Here is a 19,768-nt window from a genome sequence, read left to right as displayed (position 1 = left end):
AAAAGCCGACAACTTACAATTAACACTTACTCGGACTAATCGTCATTTGAGTCGCTCAAGGATTGTCTATGAGGAAACAGTGTGGTCAACAGTCTGTTTATGCTCCCTTGTCCATAAATTTGAGTCCCAAAACCGTTAGGGGATTCTGCGGGCGGCTGATTGGGGTCTAAGTTATGCTCTGTAGACGGTTGGGCGGCTTCCTGCAAGGTAGAGTTAGCATCATTGGTAGGTTCCTCCACGGGAGGAGAATTACTTTCGGCAGTGGCAGGAGATTTAAAGTAAGAAATCGACTTGTTTTGTTTGAAATCTACAAAAGCCGAAGCTGAGAAGTTAGAGGAAACTGCCTTTTCCTTAACTCCACCTGAGCCATTTTCCTCTTCCTTCGGCGGTGACACACTTGTAGAAGCTGGGTTACTTGTAGATGGTTCCGGTTCTTTTGTTGGGGCAATCTGCCTACTGGTGTCTCCTAAAATTGAAGCAGGTGGTACTACTTGTCCAGGTTCAACCGAATAGTTAAAAACTGTTGTCGCTGAACCAATACAAGCATTTGCTCCAATTTTGCCCTTGCCAACCATCAAAAACCCGGCTCCTAGGTTTGCACCTGCTTCTACCTCTAGGATGCCTTCATGGACTTGGAGAATTGCTCCCATACCAATACAGACCCCTGGCCCAATGATGATCTTGCTGTTTACAGCCGCTTGGAGGATCACCCCAGGTGCAAGTACCGCGCTTGGATGAATAGTCACCTCACCACTAATGTAAGTATCAAAGTTATTGCTGAGGCGCAGTAGCGGCACAGACATGGAAATTTTAACCTCGGAAGCCGGAGTGGGGAATGGAGATGAGGGAGCAGGGGGAGCAGGGGAGGCAGGAGAAGAAGAATTATTTATTGATTAATCTACCAATGACCAATGCCTCATTCCCCACTCCCTACTATGGGCGTTGAATAATTGTTTCTAATACCCGACGCTTGGCTTTAGGATCAACACCAATTAAGCGCACATATTCCCCTGGATATTCGCCGAGTTGCTTTTCTACGGCGGCGATCGCTTCTCTTTCTGAGGAGGCTTGAATTTGACCGGTACTAGTCCAAGAACCTGTACGGAAGCGGCGTTGATCTACGTGTTCAATGCTAATTTTCGAGCCACCAGCCAATAATTGCCGGAGTTGGCCTACTACTTCTGTACTCAAACGGGTACTGGTAGCTGTTGCTGTGGCAGAAGGTGCTGCACTAGTGGCAAATGATTTCTGACTACCACCACCAGAAGAAGCGACTTGACCATTTGGACGTTGGATAATGGTCTCTAATACGCGCCGTTTGGCTTTAGGGTCAATACCAATTAAACGCACATATTCCCCTGGATATTCGCCGAGTTGTCTTTCTACGGCGGCGATCGCTTCTCTTTCTGAGGAGGCTTGAATTTGACCCGTACTAGTCCAGGAACCTGTACGGAAGCGGCGCTCATCTACGTGTTCAAGGCTAATTTTCGAGCCACCAGCCAATAAATTTCGGAGTTGGTCTACTACTTCACCACTCAGGCGGGTACTGGTAGCTGTTGCCGTACCAGAGGATGCTGCACCAGTAGTAAATGATTTCTGACCACCAGAGGAAGCTACTTGACCATTTGGACGTTGGATAATAGTCTCCAATACCCGCCGTTTGGCTTTGGTATCAATACCGATTAAACGTACATACTCGCCTTGATGGCTTGCTATACATTCTTCCAAAGCGGAGATGACTTGATTTGTGGAAGTTGCTTCAATTGGCTTGCAACTAGTCCAGGAACCGGTGCGGAAACGACGTTCATCTACGTGTTCCATGCCAATTTTGTAACCACCTGCCAACAAGTGGCGGATTTGCTCTAGAGTGTCGCCACTGACTTTGCCACTGCTAGAACCGTTACCGTTACCATTACTGCTGCTGTAACCGCCATTGCTATGACTACTAGCTGGAGCTTTAAAACTGGTAGCTGGTTTTGCATCATCATCGGGACGTTGGATAATGGCTTCTAGCACACGCCGTCTATCTTTGTCAATGCCAAACAGTCGGACATACTCGCCGCTATGATCATTTACACAGCTTTCTAATGCTGCGATCGCTTCACCGATTGATCTCGGTTCGATTGGCTGACAGCTAGTCCAAGAACCTGTGCGGAACCGTCTTTGGTCTACATGTTCCGTACCAATCTTATACCCTTGCTCTAATAGATACCGTAACTGATCTATTGTTTCTGCACCCAAGCTATTGCTCGCCACTTCACTACTCCTTTCCAACTCTAAAACAGTAATACCATTACCTGTATAAGATTTAGCGTTCTCATCCCGAATGGGTGCTATACATTTGCTATCCGCAGCACAGAGATAACCAGCTCGTAATGCTTGATTAATCCCAACCACATGATGAGAAAATTCTTTATCCTGATCTTGCACATCTGGCAAGCGGTCAGCTTGCTGCTGGCTGGTAATTATCGCTCCCGAAGGTACATATTTACCAGGGGGAATCTCTACGTCTTGAATTAAAGCGTGCATCATGACAATGCAACCTTCACCCACTCTGGCATTAAACACCGTCGAGCGAAAGCCAATGAAGGAATTATCCCCTACATAGGCTGGCCCGTGAATTAGAGCCATGTGGGTAATGCAAGTGTTTTTACCAATCCATACAGAGTATTGGTTTTGGTCATCGCCAATTACTCGGCCTTGCTCCAACCCATGAATCACAACACCATCTTGAATATTAGTGTTTTCACCAAGATAAAAAGGTGTGCCTTCATCCGCTCTAATCGTAGTCCCCGGAGCAACGATTACATTTGCACCTATTCGTACATCTCCAATTAGATTGGAGAATGAATGTACAAAGGCAGTTTTATCGACTTTGGGTTCAGCTAAATTCCTTGACCACGGGGTTGGGGGTGCCGCCGTGCTGCGGACTGCCATCGCGAGACTCCTCCTGTATTGCCTGTCAGTTGTCATAAGTCATTTGCCCTTTGTCATTTGTCGAGAGGTAATGACTAATGACTAATGACTAATGACCAATGACTAATGACTATCGATATTGATCTTTTTTGCTGTAAATTAGGCGATCTTCAACGTAAATAGTATCTATGATCGCCACCACTGCTGCATCCAATGGACGCTGTTCATTGCCAACAACTTGACGAGCGGCACTACCACGAGTGATGAGTACCCACTCATCTACTCCTGCTCCCACAATATCTGCTGCTACTTCATACTCTGGTAGGATATTGCCGTTTTCATCTACTAATTGTAACAACAGTAGTTTCACACCTCTAAGAGTTGGATCTTTTTGGGTGCTAACTACTGTGCCGCGAACTTTGGCAATTTGCATTACAAATTACGGTCTTCTACCGAAAGGACGAATTGCATTCACATTTTCCCGGAACTGCTCTACATCTTCGGTATAACGAATTGGCAGGACGTATTCCAAGTTTTCGTGAGGACGAGCAATGATATGAGTAGACAGCACTTGTCCGCCGTTAACTCGCTTTACAGATTCAACACCTGCGCCTACAGAAGCTTGCACTTCGGAAACGTCACCCCGGACAATCACTGTCACCCTACCACTACCGATTTTTTCGTAACCTACTAAAGTGACGCGAGCAGCTTTCACCATTGCATCAGCAGCTTCCACGACTGCTGGAAAGCCTAGTGTTTCAACCATTCCTACTGCAATTGACATTAGTTTTAATCCCTTTTTTATTGTTTTTAGCCTTGGACAAAAGTGATGCTCTTTTCAGGTAAAGAGCGTTAATTACTTTGTTTAAACAGCTTTTAAGTACGGAATTGTTCCACAGCTTCTGTGTAACGTATCGGCAAGACGTATTCCAAGTTTTCGTGAGGACGAGCAATGATGTGAGTGGATAACACTTCACCACCAAAGACTCTTTTCGCTGCTTCAACTCCAGCTGCTACAGAAGCTTGAACTTCCGATACATCTCCCCTAACTATGACGGTGACACGAGCGCTACCAATTTTCTCATAGCCTACTAAAGTGACACGGGCGGCTTTCACCATCGCGTCAGCAGCTTCCACGACTGCTGGAAAGCCTTTCGTTTCAATCATCCCAACTGCAATTGGCATCGCAGAACTCCTACAAAATGAATCTAATCAGTACTGTCTTGAAATTTTTGACGGGGAGGGCTTTATCTTAAGAGTTAAGAAAACACTTCCAAATTAAGCATAGGAAAGCTTGGCGTCCCTGGCAACATAAATTACTATAATAGTTTATGATAAGAAAGTTTTAAAAAACTTAACAAAACTTTATCTGTCTTTCTGGGCAATTAAAGTTCACTGATTCCTAGAGCGACCACTTATGCTTTATAATTCCTTTATTACATTTATAAAACGACATTCATAACCAAGGCTAATTCTATCTGGCGAGGGGCAAGCAGTGGCTGTGTGTTTTACTGTATCTATCTTTCGTCCAGTATTGTTGTGTGTAGTAAAGACTAAGTGAAATTATAGATAATTTTTTCAAATATATCTTATAAAGTACCTTGCTGAAAGTAGAAAGACAAATGTAAAAATGAAAGTAATGTTAAGGCTAGTAAATGCTTTTGCTTATGTAAAGTTATATTTTGTTTATGTTTGATGGAGTAAATTAAGTAAAAATACTTCTTAAAAAAATAGGTTAAAATCTAGTAAAAAACATCGAATTATTGGTAGATTAATTTTATTAAATAAATAATTGTTTTAAGTATTTTTTAAAATCAAAGCTAAGTTGTCAAGGTAAATTTAAATGGATCAATTTTTCTTTTCAACAAGTTGGTTTGTGCCTTTTTATAGCATACTTGGCGCAATTTTGACATTGCCGTGGGGAATAGGAATAATTCAGCGAACAGGGCCAAGACCTGCGGCATACATCAACTTGTTGACGACCATTCTAGCTTTTATTCATAGCCTGTTTGTATTTAAAAACATCTGGGATAGAGAGCCACAAAACTTAATAGTTTCCTGGTTCAAAGCTGCTGATCTAGATTTATCATTGAGCTTGGAACTATCGCCAGTCAGTATTGGGGCAACAGTTTTAATTACGGGATTAAGCCTACTGGCACAAGTTTACGCTCTGGGTTACATGGAAAAGGACTGGTCATTGGCCCGTTTCTTCGCGCTGATGGGATTTTTTGAGGCAGCGCTGAGTGGTCTAGCGATCAGTGATTCTTTGTTTCTTAGCTATGCCCTTTTAGAAGTCTTGACACTTTCAACATACTTGTTGGTGGGGTTCTGGTATGCTCAACCCCTAGTAGTGACTGCGGCGCGGGATGCATTTTGGACTAAACGGGTGGGTGACTTGTTGCTACTGATGGCTGTAGTGACACTTTCCACTCTAGCTGGGAGTTTGAACTTTTCAAATTTATATGAGTGGGCACAAACAGCTAATTTAAGTCCAATGACATCGGCGTTGTTGGGGTTGGCGTTAATTGCTGGGCCTGCTGGTAAATGCGCCCAATTTCCACTGCACCTGTGGTTAGATGAGGCAATGGAAGGGCCCAACCCCGCCTCAGTAATGCGAAACTCTCTAGTCGTAGCTGGTGGTGCTTATTTGCTGTATAAATTTCAACCATTGTTAGCCCTATCGCCAGTTGCCTTGAATGCCTTGGTAGTCATGGGTACGGTGACAGCGATTGGGGCCACATTAGTATCCATAGCTCAAATTGACATTAAGCGATCGCTATCTCATTCCACCAGTGCATACATGGGGTTAGCATTTTTGGCGGTGGGGTTGCAGCAAGGGGGCGTAGCCTTGATGTTGCTGTTAACTCATGCGATCGCCAAAGCATTATTATTCATGAGTTCCGGTTCAGTTATCTTGACTACCCAAAGCCAAGATTTAACAGAAATGGGCGGTTTGTGGTCACGGATGCCAGCCACCACCACTGCTTTTGTAGTTGGTTCAGCCGGGATGGTAACACTGCTACCCTTGGGAAGTTTCTGGGCAATGTTAGCATGGGCCGATGGTTTCGTAAATATTAGCCCTTGGGTAATTGGGGTTTTAGTATTAGTCAATGGCTTGACAGCATTAAATTTGACCAGAGTATTTAGATTAGTCTTCTGGGGTAAACCGCAACAAAAGACCCGTCGCACACCAGAAGTAGGTTGGCAGATGGCCTTGCCAATGGTGTTTTTAACAGTGCTGACTTTGCTTTTACCTCTGATGCTACAGCAATGGTACTTATTGCCCGATTGGGAAAGTATTAATTGGTATGTGGTGTTAGCCTTGTTTGGATCTACCGTAGTGGGAATAGTTGTAGGTTGTACAGTTCATCTGCACAAAGCTTGGTCAAGATCCAGAATCTTGGCGTGGAGATTTCTGCAAGACTTGTTAGGTTATGATTTTTATATTGACCGAGTTTATCGTGTAACCGTGGTAAGTGCAGTAGCACTGCTATCTAAGGTTTCTGCGTGGAGCGATCGCTACTTAGTTGACGGTTTTGTAAACTTGGTTGGCTTTGCGACAATTTTCGGCGGACAAACTTTAAAATACAGCATTTCTGGGCAATCCCAAGGCTATATGTTGACCATCCTAGCAGTTGTCAGCGTCCTGGGTTTTTTCATCAGCTGGTCATTGGGTTTACTGAATAAATTGCCTTTTTAACTGACTTAGGAGTTAGGAGTTAAAAGTTATTATTCTCCCCCTGCCTCCCCTGCCTCCCCTACTCCCCTTACCTAAATTCCGTCTATGCTTAGTGTTTTGATTCTAGTGCCATTAATCGGCGCAGCTTTAATTGGTTTCTCCCCCTCTGGCATCAGTGGGAAATTCTCCCGTGGGGTGGCTTTGGTCTTTGCCATTATCGCTTTCTTGTGGACAATTGTACTAGCTATTCAGTTCCATCCAGGGGAAATTACTCAACAATTTGCCGAGTCTCTCCCTTGGGTAGATGTTTTAGGCTTGAATTATAACCTGGGAATAGATGGTTTATCTTTGCCGTTGCTGGTTTTAAGTGGATTGTTAACTTGCATTGCCATTTACAGCAGCGATGAATCGCTACAGCGTCCTAAATTTTATTACTCTTTGATACTATTATTAAGTGCTGGGGTAACTGGAGCCTTTCTAGCACAGGATTTACTGCTATTTTTCCTATTTTACGAATTAGAACTGATTCCGTTGTATTTGTTGATAGCCATTTGGGGTGGCGCGAAGCGGGGTTATGCTGCGACAAAATTTCTCATTTATACAGCCGTTTCGGGAATCTTGATTTTAGCAAGTTTCCTCGGCATTGTTTGGCTGAGTGGTTCCTCTAGCTTTGCACTAGCAACCTTGAACACGACAACTTTACCTTTAGCAACACAGCTTTTATTGCTAGCGGGAGTTTTGATCGGTTTTGGGATTAAAATTCCCTTAGTTCCCTTCCATACTTGGTTGCCAGATGCTCACGTTGAAGCTTCCACACCGATTTCAGTGTTGTTGGCTGGGGTGCTGTTGAAATTGGGAACTTACGGTTTACTGCGATTTGGCATGAACTTGTTACCAGAAGCGTGGAGTTATCTGGCTCCTTGGTTGGCGACTTGGGCAGTGGTAAGTGTGCTGTATGGTTCATCCTGCGCGATCGCTCAAACCGATATGAAAAAAATGGTAGCATACAGCTCCATTGGACACATGGGTTATGTGCTTTTAGCGGCGGCGGCGGCTACACCTTTAAGTGTGTTGGGTGCTGTAATGCAAATGATTAGCCACGGTTTGATTTCCGCAATGCTATTTTTGCTTGTCGGGGTTGTGTATAAAAAAGCCGGAAGCCGAGACTTAGACGTCATCCAAGGATTGCTGAACCCAGAACGAGGTATGCCAGTAATTGGTAGCTTGATGATTGTCGGAGTCATGGCTAGTGCTGGTATACCGGGAATGATAGGCTTTATTTCCGAATTCGTAGTTTATCGGGGGAGTTTTCCAGTTTTCCCAGTGCAAACCTTGCTATGTATGCTTGGTACTGGTTTAACAGCAGTTTACTTTTTAATTCTCGTCAACCGCGCCTTTTTTGGACGCTTGTCTGCACAAGTTACCAACTTACCACGTGTGTATTGGAGCGATCGCATCCCAGCTGCAATTTTAGCTGTGCTGATTGTGATTTTCGGCATTCAACCTAGTTGGTTAGTTCGCTGGACTGAACCAACAGTTACAGCAATGGTGAATACCCAAAACGTAGTAGCAACAGTGTCTTTGGATAAAGCAATGGGGACTGGGGACTAGGGATTAGGGACTGGGGAAGAGTTTTCCCAATGCCCAATGCCCCATGCCCAATGCCCCAATCCCTATACTTTTTGGAGAGATGGCAATGATAACTATTAAAAAAAAAGCTACTCACAATCCCTTAGCTGAGTATATTGAACGTTTGCAAAAAGGAGATGCATTACTCCCCGATAATCCCGAAAATGTGCTGGAAGTTGTTGGTATTCTTAAAAGTTATGGCGTAGTTTTAGATGCCTACTCAAAAAATCTTAATTATATTGCCGAGCATCAGTTTTTAATATTTTTCCCATTTTTTAAATACTTTAATGGAGAGGTTTCTTTTCAGAAATTACTCCGTCACTTGTGGCATAACCGAATTAATTTTGAATATGCCGAATATTGCATGAAAGCCATGATGTGGCACGGTGGCGGTGGACTAGATGCCTATTTGGATACAGAAGAATTTCAAGAAAGAGCGCAAGCCGTTATCAACGCAAAATTTAAAAATAATCCTTTAATTTTGGGTATTAACCAACTGTTTCCAGATTTCTTAACAGAAAATTTGCGCGTCTCTGCTTACTACACTGGTTTAGGTCAATTCTGGCGAGTAATGGCTGATATGTTCCTAAATTTATCAGACCGCTACGACCGAGGCGAAATTACATCGATTCCCCAAGTTGTAGAACACATTAAAGCAGGGTTAGTGGCAAATGCATCAAACCCAATTACCTACGCCGTCAAAATTCGAGGTGAGGTCTATGAAATCATTCCCAAAAGCGTTGGTTTGACCTTCTTAGCAGATACAGCAATACCTTATGTAGAGGCAGTATTCTTCCGAGGAACTCCTTTTCACGGTACAGTTTCATACAATGCCCAAGGTTATCAAATTCCCCCAGATCAAACTCGATTTCAATATGGCGCATTGTATGCCGATCCTTTACCCATCGGCGGCGCGGGCATTCCTCCCACCTTGTTGATGCAAGATATGCGTCATTATCTTCCAGAGTATTTGCATGAAATTTATCGCCGCAGTCTTCGGGGTGAAGATGATTTGCGGGTACAAATTTGCATGAGTTTCCAAAAATCGATGTTTTGCGTGACAACAGCAACGATTTTGGGACTGATGCCTTATCCTTTGGATACTAAAGATCCAAATGAGGAAAAAGGTAATCGAGTTTATTTAGAGAAGTGGATGAGTCGGCTAGAAACTTCGCGGTTGCTGGATGTGAATAAATAAAGATTAGACTTCCGGTTCAATGCCTAAAGAGCGCAATTGAGCAGTCAAGCGATCGGCTCTTTCCTCACCAGTCAATAATAAATTACCTTGCAAATCCCACCAGCGTAGTCAGGGTAATTCCATATTGTAATATTGTCCCTGCCAAATTCCTAACTCAACTCCTAAAGGATGTATGGGATAATGTTTACGTTCATTGGCTGTTAATAACTGATATTGTCCACCAATTAATTCATAAACTTCTACGCTGGCTTTATTCACTTCATAAATGCCGTAGAAGGGAGGGCGAATCACTTGCTTATAAATCCAAAATTTCCCCTTCCAAGGAGTTTTGTCTCGCTCCTCACTACCATCACCAGAGACAAATTCTAATGCAATCAATGGGGCAATAAACTCTCGCCATAATACATAAGACCTGCGCGTTTGTCCATCCAGAGTAGGTGGTACATTCCCTACATAAAACCAGTCTGGTGCTTCTGCGCCTTTTTCTGGAGGGTCAGTTATCCGCCAGTATATACCGCTATCTTGACCAATACAGTATTGCCCATCAGGATGACGTTTTTGTAATATCGGTTTAATCGAGTCTGTTAGGAGAATGCTTTGGGGATGTTCCTGAAAGTTTTTGCCTCCGGCACGCTCCGCGAACACAAAAGTACCATCAGATTCAGGAAGCTGTGTATGGTGTGAGGGCGGTGGATGGATCGGTTGCAGAGGTCATAAGGCTACCTTTGCAGGAGTAAGGGTTGTTTTTTAGTTTAGCAGTGGAAGGATGGAGATACCTGCGGTAGGCTATATCAAGGCTATCTAAATATTCTCCACCCATAAAAGATTACTTGCCTAACTACTGCTTTTAAGAGCGATGGAAGATAAGCTAGATAAATAAACTGACATCTACATGAAAATAGTCTGCAAGTGCTTCTGCTTGAGTTTTACTAATGGTGCGATCGCCATTAACAATTTGCAAGGCAATTTCCAATGAACCAATTACCTCGGCTAATGCTTCGGTTGTAGTGTCGCATGCGTCCATTAGATGTACTAACATCGAATTGGGTGTACCTTGGAGAATTGGGTAATGGGTTTCTTCAAATTGCTCAATTAAAGTCACCAACAGTTGCAACAGCATTTCTTCTTCTGGTGTACAATTGGGACGATGTTCTAAGGTTAATGCAAGTGCGATCGCTTGTTCATTTTCTTCTTCCGTAGTAATTATTTTTGGCTGATACTCGGCTAGCAATTTACCATAAGATTCTCGATTAAAAGTACGGGTCATTTTTCCATTTATCTTTATCATATTCAGCGTGAGTCAGGACATATTTAATATAGATTCTTTGAGTTTCGTAAACAATATCAGCAATCAAACGGTAATTGTTTCCTTTAATATTAAACACAGTGAAGTTACCAACTGCTTCTGCTTTTGGATAAATATCCTGAACTTCAAGCAGATTTTTCCATTCAGCTTTAGTTGCTACCCTATACCAATCATAAAGTGCTTCCCTTGTATCTGAATGTGCCTCACAAAATTCTCGTAGAATTCTGCGACTAATAACGTGCATTTAAATTTACTATGATTACGTGTTTAGCAATAGTTTTTAGCTTTTCTATAATTACAAGAGCTAAGTTTTCAACTAAGATTTGAGCCATATTTCAGAGTAATTTTTGGCGTTGCTTATACTTCCCATTTTAAGGTAGTTTAGCAGGCAATGTCTGAAGACAAGCCGCTACGCGTCTACGCACTTTTAACCCAAATCAAATTGGAGCAAAGCAAATTGACGAGCTTCACTCCCGACTAATCTCAAAGTACACGTAGTAAGCTAGGAATGCTTTCTATAGCTTCCAAATCTCGAATTTCTGCCAAAGCTTGCCGAAAATTACCTTCCCGCACATCATGGGTAACAACCACAATCTCTGCGAGTTCCCCTTGAAAGCCAGTTTGGACAATTGACTCTAAGCTAACGCCATAGTTACCAAAGCAAGTCCCCAATTTACCGATAACTCCAGGTTGGTCATTGGTGAGGAAACGGGCGTAAAACCGAGTTATCAATTCTGCCATCGGTGCAATTTGGCAGTATTCCTGATGTCCACAAGTTAATAAGGGATTTGCAACTGCTGTATTGGTTTTGAGGACAGCAACTAAATTCAAAATATCTGATGTGACAGCACTGGCGGTTGCACCAGCACCAGCACCGGGGCCGAAAAACATTACTTGCCCGATGGGTTCTCCTTCGACAAGAATGGCATTGTAAACGCCGTTGATGCTTGCCAAAGGATGGGCTTGAGGCACTAAAGTAGGATGAACTCTGACGGAGAGTGGAGATGAAGGAGTATCACGTTTAGCGATCGCTAATAATTTAATCACAAATCCCAACTTTTCGGCGTAGGCGATATCTGTCTTGCTGACTTGCCGAATTCCCTCGGTATAAACATCTTGTAGGTTGATGCGTCCACCAAAGCCTAATGATGCCAGGATAGCAATTTTATCGGCTGCGTCCAAACCATCGACATCAGCTGTCGGGTCAGCCTCAGCATAACCCAAGCGCTGGGCATCAGCTAAGACATCATCAAAGTTGCTCCCTTCTGTCTGCATCCGTGTCAGGATGTAGTTAGTTGTACCGTTCACGATACCAGTTACAGTATGAATCCGGTTAACACTTAAAGACTGCTTTAGGGGTTGAATCACCGGAATACCACCACCCACAGCAGCTTCTAGCATGACGTAGACGCCAGCTTGATTGGCAGTTGTGAAAATTTCCGCCCCAAAGCGGGCGATCGCTGCTTTATTGGCAGTGACTACATGCTTACCATTACTTAAAGCTTTGAGGATAAGCGATCGCGCCGGCTCTAGTCCGCCCATCACTTCGACAACTATATCTACCGCCGGATCGTTGACAATGGATTCTAAATCTGTAGTTAAGACTTCCGTAGACAATTCTACTGCACGGGGTTTATCTAGCGATCGCACTCCCACCCGATAGATTTCTATCTCTTGCAACAATGGGTGACGCCCAGCGCTATCTTGCAACAACTGCACTGTTCCCGTTCCCACGGTGCCTAATCCCAGTATTCCTAGTTTCACACCCATTTTGCACCCAATTTCACCAATAACAATTGTAGGTAGAGCGTTTGCTCTACCTACTGATTATCCTGCTTCCTTTGTCATTTGTCCTTCGCTCTTCGTCCTTTCTCTAAAATTAATACTTCTCTACGAGAGGCTGCGCCAACGACTACGCTCAGTACAAGTGACTAATGACTAATGACTAATGACTAATTTAGTATGTTTCTACGTGCCAGCGATGAGCTTTCTTGAGTTGCTTCTGGTAATCACTCCAGGTTACGCCTTCCTTAGCAGCAGCAGCAGTTAAGGCTGCATCGATACCTTCTTCCATACCGCGCAAACCGCAGATGTAGGTGTGGGTTTTTTCATTTTTAATCAATTGCCACAATTCATCAGCGTGTTCAGCTACGCGGTCTTGAATATACATTCTACCGCCTTGGGGATTTTTCTGTTCGCGGCTGATAGCAGCAGTGAGGCGGAAGTTATCAGGATATTTTTGTTGAATTTCTTCCAGTTCTTCCTTATACAAGAGGTTTGGAGTTGTTGGTACGCCAAATATTAGCCAAGAGAATCCTTTAAATTGGTATTCTGGGTTAGCTGCTCTTTCTGCATCTTTAAACTGACGCCACAGATAAGCCCGCATCGGCGCAATACCTGTTCCGGTTGCCATCATGATGACATTAGCTTCGGGATCTTCGGGTAACAACATTTCCTTACCCACAGGCCCGGTAATTTTTACCTCTTCCCCTGGCTTGAGGAAACACAGGTGCGTAGAGCAAACACCATAGACTGTTTCGCTAGTTTCTGGGTGCTTATACTCCAACTGACGGACGCACAGTGATACAGTCTTATCATCTACATCATCGCCATGACGAGTTGAGGCAATGGAATATAGTCTAAGTTTTTCCGGCTTGCCGTTCTTGTCTAATCCTGGCGGAATAATCCCAATACTTTGACCTTCTATATACTTCAAATCCCCGCCAGATAAGTCAAATTTCAGGTGTTGAACAATACCAATACCGTCTTCTTTGACTAGCGGTTCATTAGATACTACCTTAGCCAATAAATGGAGCATTGGGACGGTAAGTGTTAACAGGAACGTCACCGTGGTCTTTTTTGGCTTTCGCTTGAGTCATGGTGTTGCCTTTCTTGTCCTTGTTCTGTTCTTCAGCACTATGAGCATTTACAGGTGTGGCTTTACCATTCCCTTCACTGTTAGCAGTTTCCCCAGATGTAGCTAACTCGCTGACAACGCTTGTAGTATTCCCAAATGAGGTTTTACCATTAACTGGCTCTAACGCAGTTGTGGGCTGGATGCTAACAATTGTGCCGCCTAGACGAGTGATACGTCGCATTTCTTGATTCATGCGGTTGTAAGGCACTCTGATGAACACACTGCCACTTTTCCGAATTGGGTAGTTAGTTTGATCAGTTTCTTCGCTCTGACGCAAACCCACCACTTCATAAAGGAAGATGCGGCTACCTAATTCTGTATTGGCAGCACCCTCAACAGCACCTTGATTGTACATTCGTTCTACCACTCCGATAATTTACTTAACCGTTTTTCAAAAAAAAACTATTCCCATGCCATGCCAGCTTTAGTTTACCGGATTTTCGTTTCACAAAACTGGCTCTCTGGGAAAAAGGCATCATTAAATTAATGCCTTGCTAAGTACACTCACCGAAGACATGCAGGCATAGCAAAAAACACACCTGTTCATCTTCTAAGGTAAAGGATAAGTCTTTTGGAGAATGTTAATAATGAGTCAATTTAATCTTTTTTTCGTTAATTACTACCACCCTACTAGGGTAATAGCTTTGTTACCTTACTATCCAATGAGCAACTTATAATAGCAAGTATTGTCGGAGGAATGATTTGATTGGTGGAAGCTAACGCTCAGTTTACCTCCAAAATTTGCTGTTAGGCTTGCTCTAAAGGTTAAAACCGGAGAATGGTAATCCCGGAAGGTTTTCTTCCGATTGGTTTTACTGCTCCGAATTTGGTACTATATCAGAATGTTGTTAGCTATATTCATAACCTATTAATGGATAATTACATGAATAGAACAACTGTCACTAAAAAGATAACGACAGAAGCGGAATTGATTTAAGCAACTGTAATTAGTTTCACTTGATGTGAAAAATCTGTCAATCTTTATCAGTACTTTGCCATAACGTCAACGCTTCTATATGAGCATATTTATCAATTTACAGCCAGTAATTTGACTAATGCAAGTTGTTGGCTCATTCGTTGGATAGATTTTTGCTTTGAATATATTAGGTATTGTCGAGCAGGAATTACAATTTAGGAACATTAAAAAATTCACAACGATAATAAATTATACCTTATAGTCTTGATTTTATAAAGTTACAACTGGCATACTGATAAAGATGCAAGGCTGATAGGTGGGGCTGATCCCCATTTTTAAATTAACAACTAAATCAACAAAAAAATGATTGATGAACTACGCTAATTCTTCTTGGCAGCAATATTGTATGGGATACACCCTTCTGTTAAAATCAAATATACCACTAGGATTAAATACTTACCGGCACCAACATTCAGGCTAGTCCGACGAGTAGCAGCTTAATTACTTTGTTGCCTACCCGCTTGGTGTCTTATAGATGTGCTAGGTAGCAAGAACGCAGGATAAACCAAAGGGGTAAACTCCTGGCTTCAAAATCTGCTGTGTGAAAAATTATTGACACAACTTTAGTATTTTAGAGGAGATTTATGACAAATAAGCCGGAACGCGTGGTATTGATTGGAGTAGCCGGAGATTCTGGGTGCGGTAAATCTACGTTTTTGCGTCGTTTGATAGATTTGTTTGGTGAAGATTTAATGACAGTCATCTGCTTGGATGATTATCACTCCTTGGATCGCAAACAGCGTAAAGAAACTGGGATAACGGCACTAGACCCCAGAGCAAACAATTTTGACCTGATGTATGAGCAAATTAAAGCGCTCAAAAGCGGTCAAGCGATTGATAAGCCGATTTACAACCACGAAACCGGCTTGATTGATCCGCCAGAGCGGGTGGAGCCGAATCATATTATAGTTGTTGAAGGGCTACATCCTTTATATGATGAACGGGTGCGATCGCTAATCGACTTCAGTGTATATTTTGACATTAGCGATGAGGTCAAAATAGCCTGGAAAATCCAGCGAGATATGGCTGAACGCGGTCATCGCTACGAAGATGTGTTAGCGCAAATCAATTCCCGCAAACCTGACTTTGACAAGTTTATCGAACCACAAAGAGAATTTGCCGATGTAGTTCTCCAAGTATTGCCCACGAACTTGATCAAAAACGATACCGAGCGCAGAGTTTTACGGGTACGTATGCTCCAGCGCGAAGGTAAAGAAGGCTTTGATCCTACCTACCTATTTGATGAAGGGTCAACAATTAATTGGACTCCCTGTGGACGCAAGCTGACCTGTTCCAATCCTGGTATGCAACTGTACTACGGTTCAGATGTTTACTACGGCCGCTATGTCTCAGTACTAGAGGTGGATGGTCAATTTGACAACTTGGAAGAAGTAATTTATATCGAAACCCATCTCAGCAATACATCCACGAAATACCAGGGTGAATTGACTCACTTGTTACTCCAGCACCGCGAGTATCCAGGTTCAAATAATGGTACTGGTTTCTTCCAAGTGCTTACTGGTTTGAAAATGCGTGCTGCTTATGAGCGCTTAACAGCTACGGAAGCAAAGTTAGCGGTTCAGGTTTAAAAGCAGCAGTGTTTGTGTCAAAGTTTGTGGGGGCGCTTCTGGGTGTCCCCCTTTTTTGTGTTATTAAATACATTCTACTCAAAAAATAATTAGCATAAATTTATCTTTTTTATAGATACTTACCTTATGGCTAGAGGATAGCTAGAGGTTTTTATCAATATGAAAAAGATACTAACTACTGAAGTATAAATATTGTTATGATTTCATAAATTAACGTAAGTTCAACGGCTTAGGTGGTATTCGCCTTACGAGGTGAATCAAAGACCTCTAAGAGGTTTTACTACGCAAAACCGTCGCTCTTCAATGTCCGAGAGGGACAGACTTGAACTTTAGTTCAAGTCAGGGAGAGGTTCATCGAACTCACGTTAAATTTAGGTAGTTGAACTAAATACTCACATTTAGTCAGCGAAAAAACTCAAGTCAGGAGGAATTTCCTTTGTCTCGTCGATATTTATTTACCTCCGAGTCAGTCACCGAAGGTCATCCAGATAAAATCTGCGATCAGATTTCTGATACAATTTTGGATGCACTACTGACACAAGACCCCAGCAGCCGTGTTGCCGCTGAAGTAGTAGTTAATACTGGTTTGGTGCTAATCACTGGTGAAATAACCACCAAAGCCAATGTAAATTTCGTCAATCTCGCCCGCAAAAAAATTGCCGAAATTGGCTATACCAATGCCGATAATGGCTTTTCTGCTAACAGCACCAGCGTTCTGCTGGCTTTAGACGAACAATCACCCGATATTGCTCAAGGCGTTAACACCGCTCAAGAAACCCGTGAGCAAGATAGTGATGAACAATTCGACAAAATTGGTGCGGGCGATCAAGGTATAATGTTTGGCTTTGCCAGCAACGAAACACCAGAACTGATGCCTTTACCTATCAGCCTGGCCCATCGCACTGCTCGCCGATTGGCAGCAGTTCGCAAAACAGGTGAATTGTCATACCTGCGTCCTGACGGCAAAACCCAAGTAATGTGGTCTACGAAGATGGACGCCCAGTAGGTATTGATACTATTCTAATTTCCACCCAGCATACAGCCAGCATTGGGGAAATCACGGATGAGGCGGCTGTCCAAGCCAAAATTAAACAAGACCTTTGGGCAGCAGTAGTCGAACCTGTTTTTGGCGACATTGAAGTTAAACCTAATCAGGAAACACGTTTTTTAGTCAACCCTACTGGCAAATTTGTTGTTGGTGGCCCTCAGGGAGACTCTGGCTTGACAGGACGGAAAATAATCGTTGATACCTACGGTGGCTATTCACGTCATGGTGGCGGCGCTTTTTCCGGCAAAGACCCCACAAAGGTAGACCGTTCTGCTGCTTACGCGGCTCGCTATGTGGCGAAAAATATTGTCGCTGCCGGGTTAGCAGAAAAAGTTGAAATCCAGCTATCTTATGCTATTGGCGTAGCACGGCCAACAAGCATTCTGGTGGATACCTTTGGCACTGGCAAAGTGGATGAAGAAACCTTACTGGAATTAATCAACAAGTATTTTGAACTGCGTCCAGCAGGGATTATCCATACTTTCAACTTACGTAACTTACCAAGTGAACGAGGCGGACGTTTTTATCAGGACGTCGCGGCTTACGGTCATTTTGGGCGGGCTGATTTAGACTTGCCTTGGGAACAGACCGATAAAGCTGAATTGTTGAAGCAAGCAGCAAATGAGTCACTTTCGGCAGCAGTTGCTCAGGCACTAACTTAACCTTATACGCTACTGCAAAAACTTAGTTTATCTATCTGAGGGTATTGGCAACTTAAAAAGTTACCTATGCCCTCATTTTTGTTAGCCACCAGAATATCGAAAAGTAAAACTATTAGTACGGGATGATTATGTGTCACTTAAGTCAACACATTTGAATCTTAAGTTGAGCCGAAATTCAGACCAAAAAGTGCAATAGAACCCAAAAATCCTGGTATATATAGCTTTAACGAAGAAAACACCGAAGTATAAATTATTGATGAAAAAGAATAATTCATCTGCGTCGGAGCCTACCAATAGAAGCTTGCAAGTACGTCGTTTCAGGTTATCCTTTCTCTACGCCGTGCCAATTGGGGCGTTAGGGGGATTGATTGGCTTAGGGGGTGCAGAATTTCGCCTGCCAGTCCTTGTTGGCACATTGGGCTATTCAGTGCGACAGGCTGTACCTTGAAACCTGGGTGTTAGCTTGATTACGATTGCTGCTTCCCTGTTAATTCGGGGTAGTACGCTTTCTTTAGCCCAAGTGATTCTATTACTTCCTGTGAATCTTCTCATTGATTGCGGGAGCAGTTATCACTGCTTTTTTTGGGGCGGCGATGGCAGGAAAGTTATCAAACGAACAACTTGAGCGAATCATCTTAGTGCTACTAGTAGTGATTGGCATTGCCCTAATAGTCGAGGGTTTTCTACCTCAACAAATACCAGCCCTTTTACCGCCTGCTTTAAGTTGGCGTATTCCAGCAGGTATTTTATTTGGTCTAGCTATTGGACTGGTAAGCAGTTTACTTGGGGTTGCAGGGGGTGAAGTGATCATCCCAACACTTGTTTTCGCTTTTGGTGCAGATATTAAAACAGCAGGTACAGCCAGTCTTCTAGTTAGCCTACCAACTGTCCTTGTAGGAGCTCTCAGATATGCAAGTCGAGGTGCATTTGCAGAAGATCGTACAGCCTTGGTTAATACCATAGCACCTATGGGAGTTGGTTCGGTGATTGGAGCCATTATCGGAGGAATGCTTGTCGGTATTGTTCCAGCAGCAGTACTGAAAGTTACGCTAGGGGTAATCTTGAACATCTCCGCATTTCGGGTTTTTCACAAAGTCAATTCCTCTAATAAAAAAGCTGAAAGCTAGTTTTGGCAAAGATTTCTAGAATATACTGTACTTTTTTACGTGCTATCCGCTTAATCCAAAACCCTAATAAGAAACCCCCTCGGCCTTCATCATAGTGATGTAATTACAAGGCAGAGGGGTTTCATTGATCTTAATATTTTTATAGAGGCAGATTTTGAGGATAATGCTGGTAAACAATCAGTTTTTTTGATTCAAAATCCATCAAAACCTATGTTGTGTTGATTTTAACCTGCCAACTTAGTTCAGCCTAGTCCCAATCGGGAATTTCGGCATCTTCTCCACCAATCCCGATTCCAGTGTTAAATATTTCGGCATCAGTGAGATTCAGATCATTCATTGATGCTTTATACACATTAGAATCGTGAATTGTAGCGCGAGTAAAATTTACCCCGTTGAGATTGGTTTGCTTCAAATTCACGTTGGTTACATAAGCTGATGTTAGATTAGCACCTGCCAAGTTTGCACCAGTTAAGTCAGCACCTTCGAGGTTAGCCCCTACAAGGTTGGCTCCTTGGAGCTTCGAGCCTCTTAAGTCAGCACCAATTAAATGAGCGCCACTGAGGTTAGCTCCCGATAGATTACAGTTAACACATTCCCCAGTTGAAAGCAGCTTTTGTAAATCCTGCGGATTATCGGCTCTAACCGAGTTCATCAAAAATAGGGGAGTTGCTAAGGCCATCGCCGCTAATAGCTGGAGTTTCATAATTTTCCCCCTTAAATA

General features: G+C 43.0%; 16 protein-coding genes and 3 pseudogenes. 7 read left to right on the top strand and 12 right to left on the bottom strand.

Annotated elements, in window-relative coordinates; all coding sequences use genetic code 11:
• Positions 1-35: 35 nt before the first annotated feature.
• The 5 genes from ANSO36C_RS06425 to ANSO36C_RS06400 form a co-directional block, all read right to left on the bottom strand.
• Complete coding sequence (locus tag ANSO36C_RS06425) at positions 36-803, bottom strand: transferase (protein WP_251958861.1); 768 nt, start codon at positions 801-803, stop codon at positions 36-38.
• A gap of 130 nt (positions 804-933) precedes the next feature.
• Entirely contained in the window at positions 934-2,937 is a 2,004-nt protein-coding gene (locus tag ANSO36C_RS06415) for a ribulose bisphosphate carboxylase small subunit (protein WP_323374570.1), read from the bottom strand.
• A gap of 109 nt (positions 2,938-3,046) precedes the next feature.
• Complete coding sequence (locus ANSO36C_RS06410; protein WP_094327600.1) at positions 3,047-3,349, bottom strand: EutN/CcmL family microcompartment protein; 303 nt, start codon at positions 3,347-3,349, stop codon at positions 3,047-3,049.
• Positions 3,350-3,355: 6 nt separating this feature from the next.
• A complete protein-coding gene (locus ANSO36C_RS06405; RefSeq protein WP_039748664.1) occupies positions 3,356-3,700 on the bottom strand; it encodes a carbon dioxide-concentrating mechanism protein CcmK in 345 nt (114 codons plus the stop codon).
• A gap of 92 nt (positions 3,701-3,792) precedes the next feature.
• A complete protein-coding gene (locus ANSO36C_RS06400; protein ID WP_012410633.1) occupies positions 3,793-4,101 on the bottom strand; it encodes a carbon dioxide-concentrating mechanism protein CcmK in 309 nt (102 codons plus the stop codon).
• Positions 4,102-4,759: 658 nt separating this feature from the next.
• Between ANSO36C_RS06400 and ANSO36C_RS06395 the strand changes: the two genes are divergently transcribed.
• From ANSO36C_RS06395 to ANSO36C_RS06385, 3 genes are all read left to right on the top strand, one after another.
• Positions 4,760-6,616 carry an NAD(P)H-quinone oxidoreductase subunit F gene (locus tag ANSO36C_RS06395; RefSeq protein WP_251958860.1) on the top strand — a complete coding sequence of 619 codons (1,857 nt, stop codon included), beginning with the start codon at positions 4,760-4,762 and terminating at the stop codon, positions 6,614-6,616.
• Between the two features lie 84 nt (positions 6,617-6,700).
• Positions 6,701-8,206, top strand: coding sequence for an NADH-quinone oxidoreductase subunit M (locus tag ANSO36C_RS06390; protein WP_251958859.1), 1,506 nt, complete (start codon positions 6,701-6,703; stop codon positions 8,204-8,206).
• Positions 8,207-8,291: 85 nt separating this feature from the next.
• Positions 8,292-9,422: a CO2 hydration protein gene (locus tag ANSO36C_RS06385; protein ID WP_251960259.1), complete on the top strand. Its 1,131-nt coding sequence runs from the start codon at positions 8,292-8,294 to the stop codon at positions 9,420-9,422.
• A 3-nt stretch (positions 9,423-9,425) separates the two neighbouring features.
• Here the strand turns inward: ANSO36C_RS06385 and ANSO36C_RS06380 are convergent.
• The 6 genes and pseudogenes from ANSO36C_RS06380 to petH form a co-directional block, all read right to left on the bottom strand.
• Positions 9,426-10,130, bottom strand: a pseudogene (locus ANSO36C_RS06380) (Uma2 family endonuclease).
• Positions 10,084-10,242 (bottom strand): hypothetical protein, encoded by a 159-nt coding sequence (locus ANSO36C_RS34755; protein ID WP_410174676.1) that lies wholly within the window; start codon positions 10,240-10,242, stop codon positions 10,084-10,086. Before ANSO36C_RS34755 ends, ANSO36C_RS06380 begins: the two are co-directional and overlap by 47 nt.
• A 48-nt stretch (positions 10,243-10,290) precedes the next feature.
• A complete protein-coding gene (locus ANSO36C_RS06375) occupies positions 10,291-10,689 on the bottom strand; it encodes a helix-turn-helix domain-containing protein (protein WP_251958858.1) in 399 nt (132 codons plus the stop codon).
• Positions 10,673-10,972, bottom strand: coding sequence for a type II toxin-antitoxin system HigB family toxin (locus tag ANSO36C_RS06370; protein ID WP_251958857.1), 300 nt, complete (start codon positions 10,970-10,972; stop codon positions 10,673-10,675). The genes ANSO36C_RS06375 and ANSO36C_RS06370 overlap by 17 nt, the downstream gene beginning before the upstream one ends.
• Positions 10,973-11,211: 239 nt before the next feature.
• On the bottom strand, positions 11,212-12,498 hold the full coding sequence (locus tag ANSO36C_RS06365; RefSeq protein ID WP_251958856.1) for a homoserine dehydrogenase: 1,287 nt from the start codon (positions 12,496-12,498) through the stop codon (positions 11,212-11,214).
• Between the two features lie 187 nt (positions 12,499-12,685).
• A pseudogene (gene petH, locus ANSO36C_RS06360) lies at positions 12,686-14,000 on the bottom strand (ferredoxin--NADP reductase).
• Between the two features lie 1,205 nt (positions 14,001-15,205).
• On the opposite strand from petH, the gene ANSO36C_RS06355 reads away from it, so the two are divergent.
• The 4 genes and pseudogenes from ANSO36C_RS06355 to ANSO36C_RS06340 all read left to right on the top strand — a co-directional run bounded on the left by ANSO36C_RS06355 (position 15,206) and on the right by ANSO36C_RS06340 (position 19,047).
• The gene (locus ANSO36C_RS06355; protein WP_251958855.1) at positions 15,206-16,210 is read left to right on the top strand and encodes a phosphoribulokinase; all 1,005 of its coding nucleotides are present in this window, start codon (positions 15,206-15,208) and stop codon (positions 16,208-16,210) included.
• Positions 16,211-16,646: 436 nt separating this feature from the next.
• Positions 16,647-17,920, top strand: a pseudogene (gene metK / locus ANSO36C_RS06350) (methionine adenosyltransferase).
• A gap of 256 nt (positions 17,921-18,176) precedes the next feature.
• The gene (locus ANSO36C_RS06345; RefSeq protein ID WP_251958854.1) at positions 18,177-18,368 is read left to right on the top strand and encodes a hypothetical protein; all 192 of its coding nucleotides are present in this window, start codon (positions 18,177-18,179) and stop codon (positions 18,366-18,368) included.
• A 103-nt stretch (positions 18,369-18,471) separates the two neighbouring features.
• The gene (locus ANSO36C_RS06340) at positions 18,472-19,047 is read left to right on the top strand and encodes a sulfite exporter TauE/SafE family protein (protein ID WP_251958853.1); all 576 of its coding nucleotides are present in this window, start codon (positions 18,472-18,474) and stop codon (positions 19,045-19,047) included.
• A gap of 247 nt (positions 19,048-19,294) precedes the next feature.
• Here the strand turns inward: ANSO36C_RS06340 and ANSO36C_RS06335 are convergent, their stop codons facing one another.
• The gene (locus tag ANSO36C_RS06335) at positions 19,295-19,750 is read right to left on the bottom strand and encodes a pentapeptide repeat-containing protein (protein ID WP_251958852.1); all 456 of its coding nucleotides are present in this window, start codon (positions 19,748-19,750) and stop codon (positions 19,295-19,297) included.
• Positions 19,751-19,768: the final 18 nt, after the last annotated feature.

Source organism: Nostoc cf. commune SO-36, from assembly GCF_023734775.1.
GTDB classification, from domain to species: domain Bacteria; phylum Cyanobacteriota; class Cyanobacteriia; order Cyanobacteriales; family Nostocaceae; genus Nostoc; species Nostoc commune_A.
The sequence above is the reverse complement of the archived record's forward strand: the minus strand, read 5'-3'. Positions and strand labels throughout refer to the sequence as shown.